The sequence below is a fragment of the Micromonospora sp. NPDC000663 genome, assembly GCF_042898105.1.
Classification (GTDB): Bacteria; Actinomycetota; Actinomycetes; order Mycobacteriales; family Micromonosporaceae; genus Micromonospora.
In genome coordinates this window covers 217,448-238,107 of the sequence record NZ_JBIAYR010000001.1, presented here as the reverse complement: position 1 = coordinate 238,107, position 20,660 = coordinate 217,448, and the positions used below count along the sequence as shown (strand labels likewise).

The following is a 20,660-nucleotide window of genomic DNA, read 5'->3' as shown; positions in this document are numbered from 1 at the left end:
AGGGATCCTGCCCGTTGCGACCGGCCCGAGCAACGCGGCACCCGGTAGCGGGGGCGTCGTGTTTACCCGACGCTGGCTACCCTGACGGCGCACCCGACCTGACGGAGACTTCGCATGACCAATTCCCCACCGCCCGGCGGCTGGACCGACCCCACGTGGTCGGCGCAGCCGTCCAGCGCGCCGCCGGACCCGACCCTCGTGGCCGGTCAGCCGGTGCCCACCCAGCCCGGCCCGGCGGGCCCGTACGCGCCGATCGACCCGTACGCCGGCGCGCAGCCCCCACCGGGCCAGCCGGTGCCCGGATATCCCCCGCCCGGGTACGCCCCGGCTGGGTATCCGCCGCAGTACCCCGGCTACGGCTACCCGCCGGCCCCGAAGACCAACGGGATGGCCATCGCGGCGCTGGTGCTGGCCCTGGTGGGCTTCGCGTCCTGCATCACCGCGCCGGTCGGCGCGATCCTCGGCCACGTGGCTCAGAAGCAGATCCGGCTCACCGGTGAGGGCGGCGAGGGGATGGCGAAGGCGGCCATCATCATCGGCTGGATCCTCACCGCGCTCCTGGTGCTGCTCATCATCTTCTACATCGTGGTGATCGTCCTCGCGATCACGACCGGCGCCAGCAGCGACAGCAGCTACTGACGGCGCACCGCCGAGGGTCGGGGTGATCACCAGTGGTGCCCACCCCGACCCCGCCTGTCACTCCGGCGGGGTGAACGACGACGTACGGCTCATGCCCGCGGCCCGGCCCTTGGCGGCGATCACGAGCGCCATCTTGCGCGACGCCTCGTCGATCATCTCGTCGCCGAGCATCACCGCGCCCAGCTTGCCGCCAGCCTCCGAGGTGTAGTGCTCGTACGCGTCGAGGATCAGCTCGGCGTGGTCGTAGTCTGCCTGCGCCGGCTGGTACACCTCGTTCGCGGCGTCGACCTGGCCCGGGTGCAGCACCCACTTGCCGTCGAAGCCCAGCGCCGCCGAACGCTTGGCCACCTCGCGGAAGCCGTCGACGTCGCGGATCTGCAGGAACGGGCCGTCGATGGCCTGCTTGTCGTGCATCCGGGCGGCCATCAGGATCCGCATGAGGATGTAGTGGTACGGGTCGCCCGGGTAGTCGGGGATTAGCGCACCCACCACCAGCGACCTCATGTTGATCGAGGCCATGAAGTCGGCGGGGCCGAAGATGATGGTCTCCACCCGGGGCGAGGCGCCCGCGATGGCGTCCACGTTGACCAGGCCGGCGGCGTTCTCGATCTGCGCCTCGATGCCGATCCGGCCGACCTCCAGGCCGAGCGTCTTCTCGATCTGGGTGAGCAGCAGGTCCAGCCAGTGCACCTGCTCGGCGTTCTGCACCTTGGGCAGCATGATGCAGTCCAGGTTCGCGCCGGCGCCCTCGACGACCTCGATGACGTCCCGGTAGGTCCACGGGGTGGTCAGGTCGTTGACCCGGACCACCCGGGTCTTGCCGGCCCAGTCGCCCTCGTTGAGAGCAGCAACGATGTTCTTTCGCGCGTCCGGTTTGGCCAGCGGGGCGACGGCGTCCTCCAGGTCGAGGAAGACCTGGTCGGCCGGGAGACCCTGCGCCTTGCCGAGCATCTTGACGCTGGAACCGGGTACGGCGAGGCAGGACCGGCGGGGACGACCGACTGCGGCCATGGGTGCACTCCTTCAAGCGTCCGGCGGGCACGCCGACGCCAGCTGACGACAGATCCGAGAAACTTAACGATCCCAAAGGGCGTGGTGACGCCACGGTAACCTCGCGCCATGACCGGGGTGAATGGACCTGTGGAAGATCTCACTGGGCGCCGACTGGTGGTGGTGACCGGGGCCAGCTCCGGCATCGGGCTGGCCGCCGCCGAGCACCTGGCGTGCCGTGGTGACCAGGTGGTGCTGGTCGGGCGCGACCCGGCCCGCCTCCAGGCCGCCGCGGAACGCGTACGGGAGGCCTCGGGTGAGCGTCCGGAGCTGTTCCGGGCCGACTTCGCGGCGCTCGACGACGTACGCGGGCTCGCCGAGCGGCTGCGCGACGCGTACGACCGCATCGACGTGCTCGCCAACAACGCGGGCGCGATCGCGCTGCAACCGCTCACCACCGTCGACGGTTTCGAGATGTCGATCCAGGCCAACCACCTGGCCCCGTTCCTGCTGACCAACCTGCTCGCCGACCGGATCGGCCGGGTCGTGGTCACCGCCTCGGGCGCGCACCGCTTCGGCAGGCTCGACCCGGACGACCTGAACAGCCCGCTGCGCCGCTACCGGCCGATGGGCGCGTACGGCACCAGCAAGCAGGCGAACATCCTGTTCACCGCCGAGGCGGCCCGCCGCTGGCCGCACATCCCGGCGTACAGCTTCCACCCGGGCCTGGTGCGGACCCGGTTCGCCAACGACAGCAGGCTTGTCGCGTTCGGCATGCGGGTCCTGCCGTTCCGCAGCCCGGAGAGCGCCGCCGGAACGCTGGTCTGGCTGGCCAACCAGGACCCGGCCCGGCTGGTGCACGGCGGCTACTACTACAACCGCCGACCCCGCCGGCCGTACCGCAAGGCCGCCGACCCCCGGCTGGCGGCCCGGCTCTGGTCGGCCAGCGCCGAGGCGGTCGGCATCCCCGCGTAGTCGAGCCCCCACAGGGGGTGTGTTCACAGTGGACTTGCTGATACGGTCGATGCGGCCCAGTGATCAACGCCGATTGATGAGGAGACCCGCATGACCGAGCAGGTTGAGGCCTTCGAGCCCGTGGCATCGGACGACTACGACCAGGAGCTGACCTGCCTGGAGCCGCCGGTCGAGTCCTGACCAGTCGTGCGTGTCCGTGTGTCGCGGCTGGTCGTCTTTCTGTGGCGTGATGGTCAGCTCGTCTGTGACGATCCGCTGCGGCACCGGCAGTTCGCGCTGACTGTTGAGGCGGAGCGGCTGCTGCGCGACTACGCCGACTGGGCCGAGCCCACCGGCAAGCTCGCGCAGCAGCTGCTCGCCGCGCACGTCCTCGTCGCCGAGGGTTCGCCGGAACACGCCCAGGAGGAACGTCTCGCCGCCTGGCGTGACCTGGGCCCGGCGGCCACCTACTACCACCTGGCCAGCCGCACCCTCGGCAAGGACGTCTTCCGCTCCGCCGCCGAGGACGCCGCCGTGCTGCGTGCCAAGACCACCCAGCCGGATCCGGTCAAGGAATACGAGGGGCCCCGCACCGCGCTGCCCCACACCGACCCGCCGGCCGTCGACTTCACCCGGGTCCTGGACGCCCGGCGGTCGACGCGATGGTTCGATCCCGAGACCCCGGTGCCGCTGTCGGCGTTCGCCGCCCTCCTGCGGTGGACGGCCGGGGTCAGGCGCGAGGTGGATGTCGCGGGAGTCGGGACGGCGTTGATGAAGACAGTGCCGTCCGGCGGATCCCGCCATCCGGTCGAGGTCTACCCGGTCATCCGCGACGTGGCGGGGGTGGAGCCCGGCGTCTACCACTACTCCGTGCGCCGCCACGAGCTGGTGCGGCTCGCCGACGCGAGCGGCGAGGACCGGCTGCGCGAGTGGTGCGGTGGGCAGCCACACGCCGCCCAGGCCGGCTTCCTGCTGATGTACGCGGCGGTCCTCGACCGGACCGTGTGGAAATATCCGGCGGCGCGGGCATACCGGGCGCTCCTGCTCGACGTCGGCCACCTGAGTCAGACCGTCTACCTCACCGCGACCGCGCTCGGTCTCGGGACGTTCTTCACCGCCGCCACCAGGGACGAGCCCGTCGAGGACACCCTCGGCCTGTCCTGGTCGGAGGAGATCTTCCTCGGGGTGTCAGGCGTCGGCGTGCCGCACCCCGCCGAACGGGACCGGCAGGCGGCGATGCTCGACGGTGGCGAGGCCGCCTTCTCCTTCCCCCCGGACGCCTGGCACGGACGGGGCGAATGACGCCGAGGATCACAGTCGACCTGGCCCGGCTCGACGCGAACATCGCGCGGTACGGCGCCCTCGCCGAGGAGGCAGGCGTCGCACTGCGCGCACACGTCAAGGGGCACCGCACGCCCGAAATCGCCGCCCGGCAGGTGGCCGCCGGCGCGGTGGGCGTCGCCGTCCACTCCGCGGCCGAGGCCGAGGCCTACCTGGCGGTGGGCGTGACCGACGTCGTGGTGGCGTGGCCGTGGCGCGACCCGTGGCGGTGGGACAGGTTCGCCCGGCTGGCGCGGCGCTGCGCGGTGACTGTGCACGTCGACCACCCCGACACGGTGGCCGGCCTCGGCGCGTCCGCCGTGGCGCACGGAGTCGCACTCGACGTGCGGATCGAGGTCGACACCGGCCTGCACCGGGGCGGCGTCGACCCGGAGGCGGCCGGGAAGCTTGCCGAGTCGATCGCGGTGACCGACGGGCTGCGCCTGACGGGCGTGACCGGGTACGTGGGCATCACCGATCCCGCTGCCGCCCGCGACCGCTTCGACATGGGCCGCCACCAGGCGCAACTGCTGGTGTCGGTCGCGCGGCGCATCCGGGCCACCGGAGCGGCCTGCCCGACGGTGAGCGTCGGCGGCACACCGACCCTTCTCGGCGCACTTGGCGTCGCCGGCGTGACCGAGGTCTGCGCAGGCGCGTACGCCCTGCTCGACGGCGGGCTCGCCCGGCTGGGCGAGTGCGACAGCGAGGCGGTCGCGATAGCCGTCACCGCGACCGTCACCGGTACCGACGGGCCGGTGCCGCGCACCGACGCCGACGAGCTGCTCACGGGCGCCGACCAGACCTGGATGAGCGGTGTCGTGATGACGGGCCTCGACGGCACCCCGGTCCACGCCGACTCGGTGAGCGTGGGCGACGAGGTGCGGGTGCTGCCCGGGCACGTCTGCCCGGTGGTGGCCCGCCAGCCGCTGCTGCACGTGCTCGACTCGGGCGAGCCGGTGGCGCGGTGGCAGGCGCTGGTCCGCCCGGACCGGGCATGACCGACACGGTGGCGGGCGCCGGTCCGCCGGCACCGGACGTGACCGACACGGTGGAGGTCACGGATCCCCTGCGCGAGCGCCGGTTCGTCCAGTTCGCCGCCGCCCGGACGATCTCCGTCTTCGGCAACGCCATGGGCCCGCTGGCGCTGACCTTCGCCGTGCTCGACCTGCCCGACGGGTCGGCTCCGGCGCTGTCCCTCGTGCTCGCCGCGATCTCGGTGCCCAGGATCGCGTTGATGCTGCTCGGCGGCGTCATCGGCGACCGGCTGCCGCGCCACCTCGTACTCGTGGCGGCGGAGCTGATGTGCGGCACGGCGTACGCCGCGATGACCGTCCTCGTCCTGACCGGGCGGGCGGGCGTCGCCACCCTCGCCCTCTGCGCGGCCGTCGCCGGCACCGCCTCGGCGCTGCTGCTGCCCTCGCTGAACGGGCTGACCGCCGAACTGGTCGCGCCCGGGGCACGGCAACGTGGCAACGCCGTGCTGCGGCTGGGCACGAACACTGCGACGGTGGCGGGCTTCGCCGCCGGCGGCACGCTGATCGCCTGGCTGGGGCCGGGCTGGGCGCTGGCCCTGGACACCGCGACGTTCGCCGTCGCCGCCGCGCTCCTCGCGCGGCTCCGCCTCGACCGGGCCCGCCGGGCGACCGGCCGGAACCTGCCCGCCCAGCTCCGGGACGGTTGGCGCGAGTTCGTCAGGCGGCGCTGGCTGTGGCAGATCATTCTCGCCGCCGCGGTGGTCAACGCCGCCGTCGGGGTCACCTTCGGGCTCGCGGGCCCGCTGGTCGCCCGGACCCACCTCGGTGGCGCGGGCGCGTGGTCGGCAGTCCTCGCCGGGTACGCGGTGGGCATGTTCGCCGGGGTGCTTGTCGCGATGCGGGTCCGGACGACCCGGCCGCTGCGCGTGGCAGTGCTCGCCGTGTCGATGCTGGGACTGCCGGCGCTGCTGCTCGGCTCCGGTGCCGCGCTGCCAGCCGTGGTGCTCGCCGCAGTACTGGCCGGCGTGGCGTTCGACGTCTTCGGGGTGCTGTGGGAGACGACAGTCCAGTCCGAGGTGCCGGTCGAGGCAATGTCCCGTGTGAGCGCGTACGAGTGGCTGGGGGCGGTGGGTCTCGGGCCACCGGTCATGATTGCCGCCGGCTTCGTCGTACCCGAGATCGGCGTACGGCCGGCCCTGCTCTGCCTGGCCGGGGTGATCTTCGTAGCCGCGCTCGTCCCGTTGGTCAGTTCCTCCGTCCGGCACTACGAAAGGCAACCCGATGGCCGAGTACATTGACGCCTTCGCCACGGCGTACGACCGCTTCTGGGCGCCGTACCCGGAGCGGATGGGCGAGGCGTGGCTGCGTCTGCACGCGCACCTGGCGCCGGGAGCCGAACGGAGCCTGCTCGACGTCGGCTGCGGCACGGGCATCGTGGCCGCCCGGTTCGCCGCCGCCGGCTACCGCGTCGTCGGGGTCGACGTGTCGGCGGCAATGATCGCCCGCGCCCGCGAGCGGCTGGCCGGCACCGACGCGGTGCTGCTGACCGCGGACGCCACGGACTTCGAGGTGCCGCGCCCCTGCGCGTTCGCGCTCTCCACGTACGACATCGTCAACCACGTGGGTGAGCTCGACCGGGTGAGCGCCTACCTGCGTCGCGTCCACGCGGCGGTCACCCCGGGCGGCTGGTTCGGCTTCGACATGTCCACGATCAGAGGGCTCAGCGCCGACGTCCCCCCTGTGAGCCGGGAGGATGGCACGGCCTCCGTCGTGGCGGCCCGTGGCCCGCTCGACGGCGAGCGCCGCCCGCTGCACATCACAGGTGAGCTGCGCACCGACGACGGGCGTACGACCCCCTTCGCCACGACGATCACCAACACCGCACACCGGGTCGCCGACGTGCTCGCCGCACTGACCGACGCCGGCTGGGTGCCGAAGCACGTCACAGCCGTCGACGACCTGCTCACCGACGTGCCGGATCCGGAGGCGCTGCCCCGGGTGGCGGTGATGGCCCAGCGCGCCTGACGCCCCGTCCCCGCCGCAACCAGAACGGCCCGTCCACGGCACCACGGCCGTCGGCGTCGATGGGTAGCGTGACCGCCATGCTCACTCTCGTCGCAGTCGTGGAGTATCCCACCGGGGCCGAGGCCGCCGGGCAACGCTACGAGGACACGGTGCTGGCCCTGCTCGGCCGGCACGGCGGCGGGTTGGAGCGGCGGCTGCGCAGCGTCGACGGGCAGTGCGAGGTGCACGTGATCCGTTTCGCGGACCGGGCCGGGTACGAGTCGTTCCTCGTCGACCCGGAGCGGGCCGCCCTGCGCGCCGCCCTCGGAGAAGCCGCGCCGAACACCAGGGTCATCGAGGCGCACGAGGTCTAGGCACTGGTCGAGGTCGCCTCTCTTCCCCTACTTCATCACGGCTCACCAGCAGAAACAAGACTTGATCTTGGCGTGTCCGGAGGCCAGGGTCGGTGCATGGAATTCGATGCGACAGCCACCGCCCGGCGGGCCCTGTGGATCGGCGGCGGACAATGGGCCGGCAAGTCCACTGTCGCCGTCACGCTCGCCCTGCGGCACGGGCTCACCGCGTACCTCTACGACAGGCAGGCCGGAGCTGGTGGCACCCGTCGTCGATTCGGTACGGCAGATGGTGGTGCTCACACCCACCGCCGAGTTCCGTGCCCACCAGATGGCACGGCTGCCACGGGCCAGCTTCGCCGTACCGGACCTCAGTGATCCCGAACGGGCCCTGCGCAACCGCTGGGCGCGGGACGAACTGGTGACGGCCGACGCGGTCGCCCAGGCCGAACGGCTGGGCGTACGGGTGGTCCGGGTCGACGGGACGCTCGGCGGCGACCAGTTGACCGACCTGGTCGCCGACCACTTCGCCGCGTACCTCTGAACGTCGTCAGCCGTCCAGCGGGGCCGGGTCGGCCGGTAGCGGGGTGGGTGGTGTGACGCGACGGCCGGCCCGGGCCCCACCCAGCACCACCACCGCCACCCCGACCAGCAGCAGCGCCATCCCCAGCAGCGCGTACGGGCGGGGCGACTGGCCCAACCACGCCCAGCCGAGCAGCGCCGCGCCGGGCACCTCCAGCAGGATCAGCACGCTCACGGTGGTCGCCGAGATCTTGTGCAGGGCGTAGTTGAACATCGAATGCCCGAGCAGTTGGGCGCCGGCCACCAGAGCCAGGATGGCCAGCCAGGTGCGCGGGTCGAAGCCGACCAGTCGTACGCCACCGATTAGGCAGACCACCAGCAGGATGAGCGCGCAGATGCCGTAGCAGATGGTGGTGTACGTGGTGGTGCTGATGCTCGCCCGGGCGCGTTCACCGAAGGCGGTGTAGACGGCGGCGAAGATGCCACCGGTCACCGCCAGCAGGTCACCGACGACGGCCCTGCCGGACACGCCCACGTCGGCGCCGGTGGCGATCACGGCGCCGCCGGCCGCCACCGCGACGCCGATCCACACGACCAGCGGCAGCCGCCGCCCCTGGGCGCGGGCGATCAACCCCTGCCAGATGGGCTGGGTGGCACCCAGGGCGGTGGCGGCGGCGACCGAGGTGAGCTGTGCGCTCGGCACCCAGGTGGCGAAGTGCCCGGCCAGCGCGACACCGGACAGGACACAGAACAGACCCTCACGCCGGCCGGCGCCGACGGTCAGCCTGCGGAACTCGGCCCGGCGCCGGGCCAGGGAGAAGGGGCTCAGCACGGCGACCGCGAGCAGGTTGCGCCAGAACGCGATGGCAAGCGCGGGAGCTGCGGCGTACGCGATCAGGGGCCCGGACGACGACACGGCGACGACGGCCAGGCCGACCGCGCCTGTGGTCAGCGGATCGAGGGACGGGCGGGATGACTGTGGGGCCACGGGGAGCAATCCTCACACGTATGACCGCCAACACGGACGGTCAGCACTCCGTTACGATCACGCAGTCCCGTCGGCGACCCCTGACCGCCCGGAGGCGTTCCCCCATGCCCAGCTACCAGGCGGTTCTGTTCGACTTCTTCGGCACGCTCACCCGTTCGGTGCAGCGCGGCGTAGCCCACCTCGGCACCGCCGAACTGCTCGGATGCCCCACCGACACGTTGACCGAGGTGCTGGACCGCACCTACTACGAGCGGGCCACCGGCCGGCTCGGCGACGCGGAGGCGACCCTACGGTGGGTGTGCGCCCAGGTGGGCGTACACCCCAGCGACCATGCGCTGCGCGCGGCCGTGGCGTCCCGGCACCGGGCCGTCCGCGCGGACACCCGGCTGCGCCCCGACGCGGTGCCGGTGCTCACGGCCCTGCGCGGACGCGGCCTGGGCACCGGGGTGATCAGCGACTGTACGCACGAACTGCCGGCGTTCTTCCCGCAGCTCGCAGTCGCCCCGCTTGTCGACGTGCGGGTCTTCTCCGTGCAGGTCGGACAGTGCAAACCGGATCCGGCGCTCTACCTGACCGCCTGTCGCCGGCTCGGGCTGGCGCCGGCGGACTGCCTCTACGTCGGCGACGGCGGCAGTCAGGAGCTGACCGGGGCCGAGCGGGCAGGGATGACGGCCGTCCGGCTCGCCGCGCCCGACCTCGGCGAACACATGGTGTTCAACGCCGACCGGGACTGGCGCGGGCCGGTGCTCGGCACCCTGCGCGAGGTGCTCGACCTCGTCGACTCCGACGTCGAGGTGGTGGGCGTGGCCTGACGGCCCGGCCACCGGTCTCAGCGGCGGCGGACCCGGTGCAGGCGGAACGGCTTGCGGGTGGCCCGCACCGCAGGTGTGGCGCGGGGCGACTCGGACTGCGCGTCGGACGGCAGGTCGGCGCCGGCAAGCGGCGTAGCGGCCGGGGCGAGCCGGTTCACCGCACAGCCGTCGGCGGCCCACCGTGCGACCAGTTCAGCGGTCGGGCCCGGAGCGTTCAGGCGCTTGGCCGCCACCAGCGGCGCGGTGGTGTCCCACGCCTCGGTGCCCGGGCGCACCCGGGAAACCCGGGCCGGCCAGGTGACGATCCGGCCACCGTGGTCACCGCGCAGCGTCACCTGCGCCTCGGTCGCGTCGGCAAGGCCCGGCGCGGCCTGCTCACCGGGACCGCTTACCACGAAGAGCGCCCCCTCCAGCGGGGCGCACCAGAGCGCCAGCGCCGGCCCACCGGCCACGCTGACCCAGGCCACGGCGGCCTTCTTCATCGCCTCGTCGACCAGCGGCGTGCCGCCGGGGGCATCCTCGTCCGTCACACAGGCATTCTCCCGCATGGACGGCTGCCCGCCGGTCAGCCCACGAAGGGCGGCACGGCGATCTCGCCACGGGCCACAGGCATCACCTGGCCGGAGACCGTCGCGCCGACCACCACGCCACCCGAGGCGGTGACCGTGCAGGCCAGCGCGGAGGGACGGTTCATCTCCACACCCTGGCGGACCGCGTACTCCGACATGCCCTCACCGGGCAGCAGGCCACTCGCCACCAACCAGACACCGAGCCCGAGCGCCGCCGAACCGGTCGCCGGATCCTCCGGTACGCCGAGCCCCGGCACGAAGACCCGGGCGTGCGCGGTTTGCGCGGCGGCGTCCCAGGAGAAGACGCTGACGTGCGCCACCCCGTACCGCTCCGCCGCAGCCGGGTTCACCCGTGCCCGGGCCAGCGCCTCCGGCCGTACCGGCAGATAGGGGAACTCCAACCCGCAGCCGGCCACCCGAGGTGCCGGTCCGGCGTGGTCGTCGGCGTCCAGGCCGGCGATCTCCAGCAACGGCTCGGCGTCCAACTCGGGGCCGAGGGTGGGGGTGCCACCGGTGAGCGTCGCGCCGGACGCCGTCACCTCGATCGGCAGCACCCCGGCACCGCACTCCTGGGTGATCCGCCCCACACCGAACATTCCGCGCCGGCTCGCGGTCACCGCCGCGCCGACGCTGGGATGCCCGGCGAACGGCAACTCCTCGACCGGGGTGAAGATTCGGGCCCGGTAGGTGGCGCCGACCTGCGTCGGGGGGAGCACGAACACCGTCTCGGAAAGGTTGAACTCCAGCGCCAGCGCCTGCATCTGCTCCGTCGCCAGCGCCTCCGCGCCGAACACCACGGCCAGCGGGTTGCCGGCGAAGGGGCGGTCGGTGAAGACGTCCACGATCTCGTACGCCAAGGTCGACATGTTGATAAACACTAGGCGCTTAGGCTGGTGCCCGTGAGCACGCCGACCCGGGTCTACATCGCCCGCCTCGCCGGAGTCGCCGTCTTCGATCCGAACGGTGACCAGGTGGGCCGGATTCGTGACGCCGTGGCCCGGCTCCGAGCGACCAAACGTCCCCCGGAGGTGGTGGGTCTCGTCGCCGAGATGCCGATGCGTCGACGGATCTTCCTGTCCATCAACCGGATCACGTCCATCGACGCGGACGCCGTGGTGCTCGGCTCCGGCACCCTCAACCTGCGCCGGTTCGAGAAGCGTCCAAACGAGCTGCTCGTGCTCCAGGAGCTGCTGGACCGGCGGGTGAACCTCGATCCGGGCGGCCAGCCCGGCGCGGTGGTGGACGTTGCGATGGAGTGCAGCCGGGGCGGCGAGTGGTCGCTGAGCCGGGTCGCCGTCCGCGAGCAGACCAGCCGGCTCAGCCGCAGAGGCCACCTGCACCAGGTCGAGTGGGACCGGGTGCGCGGCCTCAGCGGCATCGCCGACAACAGGGGTACGGCGAACCTGCTCGCCGTCCTGGAGGACATGCGCCCGGCCGACCTGGCCAACGCCCTTCAGGACCTGCCCGACTCGCGACGCAACGAGGTAGCGGCGGCCCTCAACGACGAGCGGCTGGCAGACGTGCTCAGCGAGCTGCCGGAACACGACCAGGTGGAGATCCTCGCCGCGCTGGACCGGGAACGGGCCGCCGACGTCCTGGAGGAGATGGACCCGGACGACGCGGCGGACCTGCTCAACGAACTGCCCCCGCCGGAGCAGGACGTCCTGCTGGACCTGATGGAGCCGGACGAGGCCGACCCGGTGCGTCAGCTGCTCAAGTACACGCCTGGCACGGCGGGCAGCGTGATGACCTCGGAACCGGTCATCCTGCCGCCGGACGCCACTGTCGCCGAGGCGCTCGCCCGGATCCGGGAACCGCAGCTCTCCCCCGCCGTCGCCGCGCAGGTCTTCGTGACCCGCGCCCCGCAGAACACGCCTACCGGCCGCTACCTGGGCATGGTGCACTTCCAGGCGCTGCTGCGCGAACCCCCTGCCGACCTGCTCGGCAAGGTGGTGGTCAACGACATCGACCCGCTGCGGCCCACCACCCCACTGCCGGAGATCACCCGCCGGATGGCCACGTACGACCTGGTCGCCATGCCGGTGATCGACAGGAACAACCGGCTGGTCGGCGCCGTGACAGTGGACGACGTGCTGGACCACTCGCTGCCCCGGGACTGGCGCGACCGGGACGCCCTGACCGCGCCGGGTGTCACCGACGCGGCGTTGGACGGCGCGGATGGCTGAGCAGCGGCGGGCCGAGCGGCTCGACCAGCCGCGCGAGCCCCGGGGAGTCAAGCTGCCCCGCTTCGACGCGGAGGCGTTCGGCAGGTGGTCGGAGGGCATCGCCCGGGGCATGGGCACCGCGAACTTCATCGTGATCATGACGGTGGTCATCACGATCTGGTTCCTGTGGAACACGCTGGCCCCGGCGGATCTGCGCTTCGACCCGTACACCTTCACGTTCCTCACCCTGGTGCTGTCGTTGCAGGCCAGCTACGCGGCGCCGCTGATCCTGCTGGCGCAGAACCGGCAGGCCGACCGGGACCGGCTGGCGTTGGAGGAGGACCGGCGGCGGGCCACCGCGCAGAAGGCGGACACCGAGTACCTGGCCCGGGAGATCGCCGCGCTGCGGATCGCGCTCGGCGAGGTCGCCACCCGCGACTTCCTGCGCTCCGAGCTGACCCGGCTCGCCGAGGAGCTGGACGAGGCGGGGCAGCGCCGGCAGCGGCTGGAGCGCCGCCAGCAGGAGAGGGACGGCCGGCAGGAGCGGCGTGCCCAGCGGGCTGACGACGCCGTGGGGCTGGACGAGCCGCGCGACGACCTGGACGGCGACTTCGCCCGTGACACCCGTCCGGACGGCACCGGCCCGCGCCGGTCGGAGGGCTGACCGGCAGGTAATCGATTGGCTCACACCGCGCCGGGCAGAGGCGGCAGCGGATGCCCCTCGACGTAGCATTGCGGGCATGTCAGCACCCGTCAGCACCGTCGAGGACGCGATCCAGGCCGCCCTGGCCACCGTCAACGACCCGGAGATCCGCCGGCCCATCACCGAGCTGGGCATGGTCCGCTCGGCCACGATCGCCGACAGCGGGGTCGTACGGGTCGAGCTGCTGCTCACCGTCGCCGGCTGCCCGCTGAAGGACAAGCTGCGTACGGACATCACCGCTGCGGTCGCCGCGGTGCCCGGGGTGACCGGTGTGGAGATCGACTTCGGTGTGATGACCCCGGAGCAGCGGCAGTCGTTGCAGTCGCAGCTGCGCGGTGGCGGTGCCAGCGAGGAGCCGGTCATCCCGTTCGCCCAGCCCGGCTCACGGACCAGGGTGTACGCGGTGGCCAGCGGCAAGGGCGGCGTCGGCAAGTCCAGCGTGACTGTCAACCTGGCCGCTGCGCTCGCCGCCCGGGGGCTCTCCGTCGGTGTGGTCGACGCCGACATCTACGGCCACTCGGTGCCCCGGATGCTGGGCGCGGACGCCCGCCCGACCCGGGTCGAAGACATGATCATGCCGCCGCAGTCGCACGGCGTGAAGGTGATCTCGATCGGCATGTTCACCTCCGGCAACGCCGCTGTGGTGTGGCGTGGCCCGATGCTGCACCGGGCGTTGCAGCAGTTCCTCGCCGACGTCTACTGGGGCGACCTGGACGTGCTCCTGCTCGACCTGCCGCCGGGCACCGGTGACGTGGCCATCTCGCTTGCCCAGCTGCTGCCCAACTCGGAGATCCTGGTGGTCACCACCCCGCAGGCCGCCGCCGCCGAGGTGGCCGAGCGGGCCGGCGCGATCGCCCTGCAAACCCACCAGCGGGTGGTCGGCGTCATCGAGAACATGTCCTGGCTGGAGCTGCCGGACGGCTCCCGGATGGAGATCTTTGGCGCCGGCGGTGGCGCGCAGGTCGCCGAGTCGCTGACCAAGACCATCGGCGCGCAGGTGCCGCTGCTCGGGCAGATCCCGCTGGACACCCGCGTGCGGGAGGCCGGCGACGCCGGTAACCCGATCGTGCTGGCCGAGCCGGAGTCGCCTGCCGCGCGGGCGCTCGGCACGGTCGCCGACCGGCTGGCGCTCCGCCGCGAGTCGCTGCTCGGCAAGCCGCTCGGTCTCAAGCCCGCCGGGCGCTGAGCACCCCTTATCGACGACGCCCCGCCGGCCACTCGAGCCTGCGGGGCGCGTTCGTCGAGGTGCCCTGTCGGTCAGGTGGCGTCGTCGTAGCTGACCCGGGGGGCCGGCGCCGAGGGGGTGCCGGTGGCCGTGCCGGGACGCGTGCCGGTGGACCTGATGTCGGCGGCGTTCGCCACGTCCTTCAGGTCGTCGTGCACGCCGCTGACGTCCGCGCGCAGGTTGTCGTAGACGCCCTGCAACGGCTTGCGGATCGCCGCCTCGTCCTCCTCGCTGAGGAGGTGCTTGCGGATGAACGCCTTGGGATGCAGGTCTTCCAGCTGGATGTCGGTGCCCAGCTCGCGACTGAGGTCGCCGGTGGCGTTGCGAGCCATGTTGCGCAGGTTACGCACCAACCGCAGGCCGTCGGTGATCACGGCGGGCAGCCGGTCACCGAAGATCAACAGCGCCAGGAGCAGCAGCGCACCGATCTCCCACCAGTTCAGGTTGTCGAGCATCCCGCGGGCCTCCTCTCGGCGTCAGCAGCAAGACTACGCACGTGAGGCCGCTTTCGGGCAGGGGGTGCGCCGCTGTTCACTTGGCGTCCGCGGCGAGGGTGACCGACGTGTTCTGCCGATCGGACCCACGCCGGAACTCGACAGTCACCACCGAACCGGGCGCGAACTTGCGGACCAGGGCGATCAGATCGGTCGGCTCGGTCATCGGCCGGCCGTTGAGCTTCAGGATCACGTCACCGACCCTCAGCCCGGCGCCGGCCGCCGGCCCGGACGGCTCGACCGCCGCCAGCCGTACGCCGCCGCCGGCACCCGCGCCCGGGCCACCCACCTGGGCGCCGATCACCGTACGCCGGGCCTTGCCGGTGCCGATGATGTCCTGGGTCACCCGCTTGGCCTGGTTGATCGGGATGGCGAACGCGAGGCCGATGTTGCCGGCCTCCTGCCCCTCGGCGACCAACGACTTGATCGTCGAGTTCACCCCGACCACCCGTCCGGCCCCGTCGACGAGCGGGCCACCCGAGTTGCCGTGGTTGACCGCCGCGTCGGTCTGGATCGCCGCGTAGTACCGCACCGGCCCACCCGGCTCCCCGGCCTGCATCGTGCGGTCCAGGGCGCTCACGATGCCCGCGGTGACCGTGTTTGCCAACGAGAGCGGCGAGCCGACGGCGAGCACCGGGTCGCCCACGGCCAGCGCGTCGGAGTTGCCGAACTCCACAGGTCGCAGTCCCGTCCGACTCACCTTGATCACCGCGATGTCCGATTCCGGGTCCTGACCGACCACTGTCGCCGGCGCGGTGCTGCCGTCGTTGAAGACCACCGAGGCCTTGCCGCTGCCTCCGGCCAGCACGTGGTCGTTGGTGATCACGTGGCCGTCGGCGCTGGCGATGAACCCGGAACCCTCACTCGTGCCGCCGAGGCTGCTCACCCGCACCGTGACCACGCTGGGCAGCACCCGTTCGGCGACCCCGGCCAGCGACTCCGGCTTGCGCTGGGCCAGCGCGGGCGGCTGCGCCGCCTCCTGACCGAGGACCGTCGCGCCCGCCCCGCCACGCACCGCGAACGTGTACCCCAGGGCGCCGCCGAGGGCGCCCGCGAGCAGAGCGGTGATCAGCGGGATGAGCAGCAGATGACGCAGCGCCGGGCGGCCCGGCGACGCGTCCGGATCGGTGACCGGCTCCGGTTCGGTGCCGGCGGCCACCACCGCGGGCACCACCACCGCGGCAGGTGCCGCCGGATCCCGCCACGGATCGGCGAGCGCGTCCGACCACCAGGGCGACGGGCCGACGCCGGACCCACCAGGTGCCGGCGACCCGGCGTACGGGGCAGCCACCGGTGGCGGGCCCCCTGCCGCAGGTACGCCGCCCGGCGCCGCCACAGGGGCGCTGCCGGCCCCCGGCGCGCCCGGTGGCCCCGCAGGCGGGACCCCTGCCCCGGTCGGTCGCACCGGCGCCGGAGTCTCACCGCCCCGGCGCCAGTCCCAGCCGTCGGTCACGTCGGTGCCTCCCAGTCCGTCCCCGGATCCCGCGCCGCGTCGCCCGGCCCACGGTCCGGTGTGGGCGCGGCTGACGGGATACCGCCTCCAGGATTGCACGGATGCGCGCGGTGGAGTCAGCGGTTGCCCCCGGTGATCGCGTACGACGGAAGCCGCGGCTGCGTCCCGGAACGGTCGCCTCTACGCTCACAGTGCCAACCCGCCCCCGCACCACGCACCGCCCCCGGAGGTGCCCCATCGCCACGGTCGCCGGTTCCGGCAATTCGACGACCCAGGCTCAGCAGTTCGCCGAGTCGTACGTCACCGAGGATCTCGTCCTGCGTACCGCCCGCAGCCTGGCCCACGAGGTGGGCCTCGACGCGGTCACTCCCGGCGCCGGCGCGGCGCTGCGGCTGCTCGCCGCCGCCGGCAACGCCCGGGCTGTGGTGGAGATCGGCACCGGCACCGGGGTGAGCGGTGTGTGGTTGCTGCGCGGCATGCGCGCCGACGGTGTGCTCACCACCATCGACCTGGAGGTGGAGCATCAGCGGATCGCCAGGCGGATCTTCGCCGAGGCGGGTTTCGCCGCCGGCCGTACCCGGATCATCACCGGTCGCGCGCTGGACGTGCTCCCCCGGCTCGCCGACGGCGCGTACGACCTGGTCTTCGTGGACGCCGAGGCGACGGGATTCCACGCCTGCGTGGAGGCCGCGTTGCGACTGCTGCGCCCGGGCGGCGTGCTCGCGCTCAACGGCATGCTGGCCGGCGGCCGGATCGGTGACCCGGCCGCCCGGGACGCCGAGACGGTGACGGTCCGCGAGACGATCAAGGCGGTCCGGGAGTCGGAGCACTGGATTCCGGCGCTGCTCCCGGTCGGGCACGGAGTGCTCGCCGCGGTGAAGTGCTGACCCGTCAGGCGACGCTGGCCAGCCAGCGCAGCAGCGAGCGCACACCCCAGCCGGTGGCGCCGCGGCTGACCTCGGCCTGGTCGCCGTCCGCCCAGGACGGAGCCGACATGTCCAGGTGCAGCCAGCGGTCCCGCAGGTCACCTGTGAACTCGCGCAGGTAGAGCGCGGCAAGCACCGACCCGGCGCCCTGGGCGGGCGCGCTGTACAGGTCGGCGATCTCGCTGCCCAGGTACTCGACGTAGTCGGTGTGCAGCGGCATCCGCCACGCGGACTCGCCGGCCGCCTCGACGGCCGCCAGCACGTCGGCGGCCAGCTCGTCGTTGTCGCTGTAGAGGGCTGCGGTGCGCTTGCCCAGCGCCACGGCGTTGGCGCCGGTGAGCGTCGCCAGGTCGAGTAGCAGGTCGGGCTTGAGCTGCTGCACCGCGTACGCCATCGCGTCGGCCAGGACGAGCCGGCCCTCCGCGTCGGAGTTGGTCGTCTCGCTGGTGATGCCGCCGTAGTGCCGGACGATGTCGCCGGGGCGGAATGCCGAGCCGCTGACCATGTTCTCCGCGAGCGGGGCCAGCGTGGTGATCCGGATCGGCAGCCCCAGCTCGGCGGCACCGAGGGTGGCCGCGACGACGGCAGCCGCGCCCGCCATGTCCTTGCGCATGAGCTTCATCGCCGGGACCGGCTTGATCGAGATGCCGCCGGTGTCGAACGTGATGCCCTTGCCGATCAGCACCACGTGGGTGCGCGCGCCGGCGGGGTGCCAGTCCAGCTCGACGAGGCGGGGACCGCTCGCCGAGCCGCCGCCCACGGCGAGGATCCCACCGAAGCCCTCGGCGGCCAGCTCGGCCGGGCCACGGACCCGCAGTCCCAGGCCCGGAAGGTCGGCTGCGGCGGCCGCCACCTGCTCGGCGAACCACTGCGGGTTCTTCTCCGAGGACGGCATGTTGGTCAGGTCGCGGGCGAGGCGGGTCATCGCCGCTGTGGTCCGGGCGGTGGCGACCGTCGACTCGTACGCGGCCGGGTCGGTGAGCAGCAGGTCGACGCCGCCGAGCACTGGTGTGTCGCCGGCCTCGGTGAGCCGGAACCGGTACGAGGCGAGCAGCAGGCCCTCGGACAGGCCACGGACGACCGCCGGGGTCACCTCGGTCGGCAGCGCGATGGTGATGTGCGTCTCATCGGCGCAAGAGCGCGCCAGAGCGGCCCCGGCGGTACGCCAGGCCGCCTCGTCGCCGTCGCCGATGCCGAGCAGCAGCAGTCGTCCGGGGGTACGCCCGGGTCGGAGCTGGGTGCGGATCTCGCCGGCCCGACCGGTCAGCCGGGCCACAGGCGTCAGTGCGTCCGCCTCGTCGGCGGTGCCGTCCGGGGGTGCCACGGCGGTCGGCGCCGGCACTGCCGACGCCTCACCCCCGGTGGCCTGACCGGCTGGACGGACGGGCAGGACGAGGACGTCGAGCCGGTCGGACTCGGCGACGAGACGGATGTCGAGCACGCGGAACCGCACCTCCAGGAAATGTCGCGGAGCGGGACCGGACCTGCCGGCCCGCACCGATGAAGACCCTGAGCCACCGGTGGTACCGGTGGCTCAGGGTCTGGGGAACGATCCGGGCGGCGTGCACCCCCCGGGCCACTCCTCACTCAGCCGGCGGCCGCCTTCAACGCGTCACCGAGCGCGTTGGCCTCGTCGGGAGTCATCTCGACGACGAGCCGGCCACCGCCCTCCAGCGGGACCCGCATGACGATGCCCCGACCCTCCTTGGTGACTTCCAGCGGACCGTCGCCCGTCCGCGGCTTCATCGCCGCCATGTTGTCTCCCCTCAGACCTACACCAGGGTCGGTGGGTTGCCCCACAGCCACTTCGTCTCGACCGCCCGCAACCGTCGCGGAGGTGTCGACCAACGATTTTCCCTGATAAACACCGCCGGACCCAAACCGGAGCAGCATTGATGTAACAGCATCTAGCTTATCTTGAGAAGGCCTGTCACAATGTGCGGTCATGCAGGCACGGTCGGCACTCTTCGACCTGTACGGCGACCACCTCAGGCCCCGGGGTGGCCGGGCACCCGTCGCCGCCCTGGTCAAGCTACTGGCACCGTTGGGAATCGCACCGCCGGCAGTTCGCACCGCCGTGTCCCGGATGGTGCGACAGGGCTGGCTCGACCCGCTCCGTCTGGCATCCGGACCGGGATATTCGATCACGCCAAAAGCCGCCCGCCGACTCGACGAGGCGGCCGCCCGGATCTACCGGACCGGCCGGGTCACGTGGGACGGACGGTTCGATCTGCTCGTCCTGGAGGCGCCCGGCTCCCGCCGGGACCGGCAGCGGCTCGCCGCCACCCTGAGCTTCCTCGGCTACGGCACCCTCGACGAGCAGACCTGGGTGGCCACCCGGCCCGGCGAGGACGTCGACCTGCTGCTCGCCGAGGCCGGCATCCGGTTCGAGCGGTTCACCGCCTCGCACTACTCAGGCACGCCCGGGGCGATGGGCGTGGTCCGCCGGGCGTGGGACCTCACCGAGATCGGCCACGCGTACGAACGCTTCGTCGCCGACCAGCGCCCCCTGCTCGCCGCGGTCACCGTGCGCAGCAGCGACGAGGAGGCGTACGCGGCCCGGTTCAGGCTCGTGCACGCGTGGCGTACCTTCCTGTTCCGGGACCCGCAGCTGCCCCCGGCGCTGCTGCCCGAGCGCTGGCCCGGAACCGCCGCGGCCAGTTTCTTCGACCGGCACGCGGCCCGCCTGCGTCCGGCCGCCGACCGGTACGTCGAGCACTGCCTCGACGCCGGCAGCCGCCTCGTCAGACAGAAGGGTCGTTAGACACGTGACCGAGCCGTTGCTCGTCGACCGGACCGACGCCGTCGTCACCCTCACGCTGAACCGGCCGAACGCGATGAACGCGCTCGACGTGGCGCTGAAGGAGGCGCTGCGGGACACGCTGGCGGAGCTGGAGACCGACAGGTCCTGCCGGGCGGTCGTGCTGGCCGGGGCGGGCGGGTCGTTCAGCGCCGGTCAGGACCTGCGCGAGCACGTGTCGACCCTGGAGAACAGCTCCGCCGACCCGCTGGGCACCGTCCGGGCGCACTACAACCCGATCGCCGCACGGCTGGCCAACCTGCCCAAGCCTGTCGTAGCCGCCGTCCGGGGGATGGCCGCCGGAGCCGGGGCCTCCCTGGCATTCCTCGCCGACATCCGGATCGGCGGCCCGAGCACCAGCTTCCTGATGGCCTTCGCCAAGGTCGGCCTCGCCGCCGACACCGGCACCTCGTGGACGCTGCCCCGGCTCGTCGGCCACGCCAAGGCGGTGGAGCTGCTGCTGCTCGCCGAGCCGGTACGCGCCCAGGAGGCCTGCCAGCTGGGCCTGCTCAACCGGCTGACGGACGACGACGAGCAGGTGCTGCCGGTCGCGCAGGAGCTGGCCGCCCGGCTGGCGGCCGGCCCCACTGTCGCGTACGGGGCGATCAAGAGGCAGCTCTCCATCGCCGACGCCGGCACCCTCGCCGACGCCCTCGCGGCCGAGGCGCAGGCGCAGGCGATCTGCGGTGCCACCGACGACCACCGGGCGGCCACCCTCGCCTTCGTCGCCAAGCAGAAACCGGTCTTCGAGGGACACTGAACGCGATTC

General features: G+C 72.7%; 23 protein-coding genes. 15 read left to right on the top strand and 8 right to left on the bottom strand.

All coding sequences use genetic code 11. The features are described from left to right. The first annotated feature begins 114 nt into the window (after positions 1-114). Positions 115-639: a DUF4190 domain-containing protein gene (locus ACFY1S_RS01130; RefSeq protein ID WP_387111413.1), complete on the top strand. Its 525-nt coding sequence runs from the start codon at positions 115-117 to the stop codon at positions 637-639. Between the two features lie 57 nt (positions 640-696). Here the strand turns inward: ACFY1S_RS01130 and ACFY1S_RS01125 are convergent, their stop codons facing one another. Beyond that, positions 697-1,650, bottom strand: a complete 954-nt coding sequence (locus ACFY1S_RS01125; protein ID WP_387111410.1) for an HpcH/HpaI aldolase/citrate lyase family protein — start codon at positions 1,648-1,650, stop codon at positions 697-699. A gap of 129 nt (positions 1,651-1,779) precedes the next feature. On the opposite strand from ACFY1S_RS01125, the gene ACFY1S_RS01120 reads away from it, so the two are divergent. The 7 genes from ACFY1S_RS01120 to ACFY1S_RS01090 all read left to right on the top strand — a co-directional run bounded on the left by ACFY1S_RS01120 (position 1,780) and on the right by ACFY1S_RS01090 (position 7,778). Continuing rightward, positions 1,780-2,604 carry an SDR family NAD(P)-dependent oxidoreductase gene (locus tag ACFY1S_RS01120; RefSeq protein ID WP_387114191.1) on the top strand — a complete coding sequence of 275 codons (825 nt, stop codon included), beginning with the start codon at positions 1,780-1,782 and terminating at the stop codon, positions 2,602-2,604. A gap of 186 nt (positions 2,605-2,790) precedes the next feature. After that, positions 2,791-3,885 carry a SagB/ThcOx family dehydrogenase gene (locus tag ACFY1S_RS01115; RefSeq protein WP_387111407.1) on the top strand — a complete coding sequence of 365 codons (1,095 nt, stop codon included), beginning with the start codon at positions 2,791-2,793 and terminating at the stop codon, positions 3,883-3,885. Further along, entirely contained in the window at positions 3,882-4,901 is a 1,020-nt protein-coding gene (locus ACFY1S_RS01110) for an alanine racemase (RefSeq protein ID WP_387111404.1), read from the top strand. The genes ACFY1S_RS01115 and ACFY1S_RS01110 overlap by 4 nt, the downstream gene beginning before the upstream one ends. Continuing rightward, positions 4,898-6,175, top strand: a complete 1,278-nt coding sequence (locus ACFY1S_RS01105; RefSeq protein WP_387111401.1) for an MFS transporter — start codon at positions 4,898-4,900, stop codon at positions 6,173-6,175. Before ACFY1S_RS01110 ends, ACFY1S_RS01105 begins: the two co-directional genes overlap by 4 nt. After that, a complete protein-coding gene (locus ACFY1S_RS01100) occupies positions 6,159-6,902 on the top strand; it encodes a class I SAM-dependent methyltransferase (RefSeq protein WP_364368503.1) in 744 nt (247 codons plus the stop codon). Before ACFY1S_RS01105 ends, ACFY1S_RS01100 begins: the two co-directional genes overlap by 17 nt. Before the next feature lie 77 nt (positions 6,903-6,979). Next, complete coding sequence (locus ACFY1S_RS01095) at positions 6,980-7,255, top strand: hypothetical protein (protein WP_364368507.1); 276 nt, start codon at positions 6,980-6,982, stop codon at positions 7,253-7,255. A 238-nt stretch (positions 7,256-7,493) separates the two neighbouring features. Continuing rightward, entirely contained in the window at positions 7,494-7,778 is a 285-nt protein-coding gene (locus ACFY1S_RS01090; RefSeq protein ID WP_387111397.1) for a hypothetical protein, read from the top strand. Positions 7,779-7,784: 6 nt separating this feature from the next. On the opposite strand, the gene ACFY1S_RS01085 is transcribed toward ACFY1S_RS01090, so the two are convergent. Next, positions 7,785-8,753, bottom strand: a complete 969-nt coding sequence (locus tag ACFY1S_RS01085) for a DMT family transporter (protein ID WP_387111394.1) — start codon at positions 8,751-8,753, stop codon at positions 7,785-7,787. 95 nt (positions 8,754-8,848) lie between these two features. On the opposite strand from ACFY1S_RS01085, the gene ACFY1S_RS01080 reads away from it, so the two are divergent. Continuing rightward, positions 8,849-9,556 (top strand): HAD family hydrolase, encoded by a 708-nt coding sequence (locus tag ACFY1S_RS01080; RefSeq protein ID WP_387111391.1) that lies wholly within the window; start codon positions 8,849-8,851, stop codon positions 9,554-9,556. Between the two features lie 17 nt (positions 9,557-9,573). On the opposite strand, the gene ACFY1S_RS01075 is transcribed toward ACFY1S_RS01080, so the two are convergent. After that, entirely contained in the window at positions 9,574-10,104 is a 531-nt protein-coding gene (locus ACFY1S_RS01075; protein WP_387111388.1) for a hypothetical protein, read from the bottom strand. Between the two features lie 17 nt (positions 10,105-10,121). Continuing rightward, positions 10,122-10,991 (bottom strand): PhzF family phenazine biosynthesis protein, encoded by an 870-nt coding sequence (locus tag ACFY1S_RS01070; RefSeq protein ID WP_387111385.1) that lies wholly within the window; start codon positions 10,989-10,991, stop codon positions 10,122-10,124. A 33-nt stretch (positions 10,992-11,024) separates the two neighbouring features. Between ACFY1S_RS01070 and ACFY1S_RS01065 the strand changes: the two genes are divergently transcribed. The 3 genes from ACFY1S_RS01065 (at position 11,025) to ACFY1S_RS01055 (ending at position 14,179) form a co-directional block, all read left to right on the top strand. Then, positions 11,025-12,311, top strand: a complete 1,287-nt coding sequence (locus ACFY1S_RS01065) for a magnesium transporter MgtE N-terminal domain-containing protein (protein WP_387111382.1) — start codon at positions 11,025-11,027, stop codon at positions 12,309-12,311. Then, on the top strand, positions 12,304-12,954 hold the full coding sequence (locus ACFY1S_RS01060; RefSeq protein WP_387111380.1) for a DUF1003 domain-containing protein: 651 nt from the start codon (positions 12,304-12,306) through the stop codon (positions 12,952-12,954). Before ACFY1S_RS01065 ends, ACFY1S_RS01060 begins: the two co-directional genes overlap by 8 nt. A 76-nt stretch (positions 12,955-13,030) precedes the next feature. Next, positions 13,031-14,179 carry an Mrp/NBP35 family ATP-binding protein gene (locus tag ACFY1S_RS01055; RefSeq protein ID WP_364368529.1) on the top strand — a complete coding sequence of 383 codons (1,149 nt, stop codon included), beginning with the start codon at positions 13,031-13,033 and terminating at the stop codon, positions 14,177-14,179. 71 nt (positions 14,180-14,250) lie between these two features. Here ACFY1S_RS01055 and ACFY1S_RS01050 read toward each other — a convergent pair whose 3' ends face one another. Both ACFY1S_RS01050 and ACFY1S_RS01045 read right to left on the bottom strand, forming a co-directional pair. Then, positions 14,251-14,673, bottom strand: coding sequence for a preprotein translocase subunit TatB (locus ACFY1S_RS01050; RefSeq protein WP_387111376.1), 423 nt, complete (start codon positions 14,671-14,673; stop codon positions 14,251-14,253). Between the two features lie 76 nt (positions 14,674-14,749). Continuing rightward, entirely contained in the window at positions 14,750-16,180 is a 1,431-nt protein-coding gene (locus ACFY1S_RS01045; RefSeq protein WP_387114188.1) for a S1C family serine protease, read from the bottom strand. Positions 16,181-16,482: 302 nt separating this feature from the next. Here ACFY1S_RS01045 and ACFY1S_RS01040 point away from each other — a divergent pair, with 302 nt between their 5' ends. Further along, on the top strand, positions 16,483-17,052 hold the full coding sequence (locus ACFY1S_RS01040) for an O-methyltransferase (RefSeq protein ID WP_387114185.1): 570 nt from the start codon (positions 16,483-16,485) through the stop codon (positions 17,050-17,052). Positions 17,053-17,056: 4 nt separating this feature from the next. On the opposite strand, the gene ACFY1S_RS01035 is transcribed toward ACFY1S_RS01040, so the two are convergent. After that, positions 17,057-18,532, bottom strand: coding sequence for a leucyl aminopeptidase family protein (locus tag ACFY1S_RS01035; protein ID WP_387111373.1), 1,476 nt, complete (start codon positions 18,530-18,532; stop codon positions 17,057-17,059). A 146-nt stretch (positions 18,533-18,678) separates the two neighbouring features. Continuing rightward, complete coding sequence (locus ACFY1S_RS01030) at positions 18,679-18,846, bottom strand: DUF3117 domain-containing protein (RefSeq protein WP_007455245.1); 168 nt, start codon at positions 18,844-18,846, stop codon at positions 18,679-18,681. Between the two features lie 190 nt (positions 18,847-19,036). Here ACFY1S_RS01030 and ACFY1S_RS01025 point away from each other — a divergent pair, with 190 nt between their 5' ends. Together ACFY1S_RS01025 and ACFY1S_RS01020 are read left to right on the top strand one after the other, a co-directional pair. Beyond that, a complete protein-coding gene (locus ACFY1S_RS01025; protein WP_387111371.1) occupies positions 19,037-19,855 on the top strand; it encodes a PaaX family transcriptional regulator C-terminal domain-containing protein in 819 nt (272 codons plus the stop codon). Positions 19,856-19,859: 4 nt separating this feature from the next. After that, positions 19,860-20,651, top strand: coding sequence for an enoyl-CoA hydratase/isomerase family protein (locus tag ACFY1S_RS01020; protein ID WP_387111368.1), 792 nt, complete (start codon positions 19,860-19,862; stop codon positions 20,649-20,651). The last annotated feature ends 9 nt before the right edge of the window (positions 20,652-20,660 follow it).